The 1177-nt window shown below is 63.2% G+C and carries 1 protein-coding gene and 1 pseudogene; both read left to right on the forward strand.

Translation table 11 applies throughout. The features are described from left to right. Positions 1–120: pseudogene (locus QM609_RS29125) on the forward strand (ArsR/SmtB family transcription factor); the annotation flags it as partial. Continuing rightward, a partial coding sequence (gene arsB, locus QM609_RS29130; protein ID WP_230358779.1) for an ACR3 family arsenite efflux transporter occupies positions 117–1177 on the forward strand: 1061 nt, incomplete at its 3' end. The pseudogene QM609_RS29125 and the gene arsB, both read left to right, overlap by 4 nt.

Below are 1177 nucleotides of genomic sequence, written 5' to 3' on the forward strand. Positions count from 1 at the left end.
CGCGGGACCTGGGTGTACTACTGGGTTATTCCGGCTGCGCTGCAACAGCTTTCCGCCGTTCTGCTGGTAGAAGGTGCGAGCGTGAGTGCCGCGGACGCTTGCGCTGAGGTCACCGCATGAGCAACACCGCTGCCACCACCGAACACCCCGAAGTCGTCGGAAAACTCTCCACCCTCGACCGCTATCTGGCGGTCTGGATCGGCGTGGCCATGGTCGTCGGCCTGCTGGTTGGACGCTGGATCCCCGGTGTGAACACTGCCCTGGACAAGGTGCAGATCGACGGCATCTCGCTACCGATCGCCCTCGGTCTGCTGATCATGATGTACCCGGTCCTGGCGAAGGTCCGCTACGACCGCCTCGACACAGTCACCGGGGACAAGAAACTCCTCGCCGGCTCCCTGTTCCTGAACTGGGTTCTCGGCCCGGCGCTGATGTTCGCCCTCGCCTGGCTGTTTCTGCCTGACCTGCCGGAATACCGAACCGGTTTGATCATCGTCGGTCTCGCTCGGTGCATCGCGATGGTGATCATCTGGAACGACCTGGCCTGCGGAGACCGCGAAGCCGCCGCGGTGCTGGTCGCCATCAATTCGGTGTTCCAGGTGATCATGTTCGCCGTGCTCGGTTGGTTCTACCTCTCGGTCCTGCCCGGGTGGCTCGGCCTCGAACAGACCACCATCGACACCTCGCCCTGGCAGATTGCGAAATCGGTCCTGATCTTCCTCGGTATCCCGCTGCTGGCAGGTTTTCTGTCCCGCTTCTTCGGCGAACGCGCCAAAGGCCGCGACTGGTACGACAACAAGTTCATCCCCAAGATCAGCCCCTGGGCGCTCTACGGTCTGCTGTTCACCATCGTCGTGCTCTTCTCGATGCAGGGCGAACAGATCACCTCCCAGCCTTGGGATGTCGTCCGGATCGCGCTGCCCCTGCTCGCGTACTTCGCGCTCATGTGGGGCGGAGGCTACATCCTCGGCGCCGCAATCGGATTGGGCTATGAACGCACCACGACCCTGGCGTTCACCGCCGCGGGCAACAACTTCGAACTCGCGATCGCGGTAGCCATCGCCACCTACGGCGCCACCTCGGGGCAAGCTCTTGCCGGTGTCGTCGGCCCGCTGATCGAGGTACCGGTGCTCGTCGGGCTGGTCTATGTCTCCCTTGCTCTACGCAAACGCTTTGC

The sequence above is a fragment of the Rhodococcus sp. IEGM 1302 genome (assembly GCF_030056935.1).
GTDB classification, from domain to species: Bacteria; Actinomycetota; Actinomycetes; order Mycobacteriales; family Mycobacteriaceae; genus Rhodococcus_F; species Rhodococcus_F qingshengii.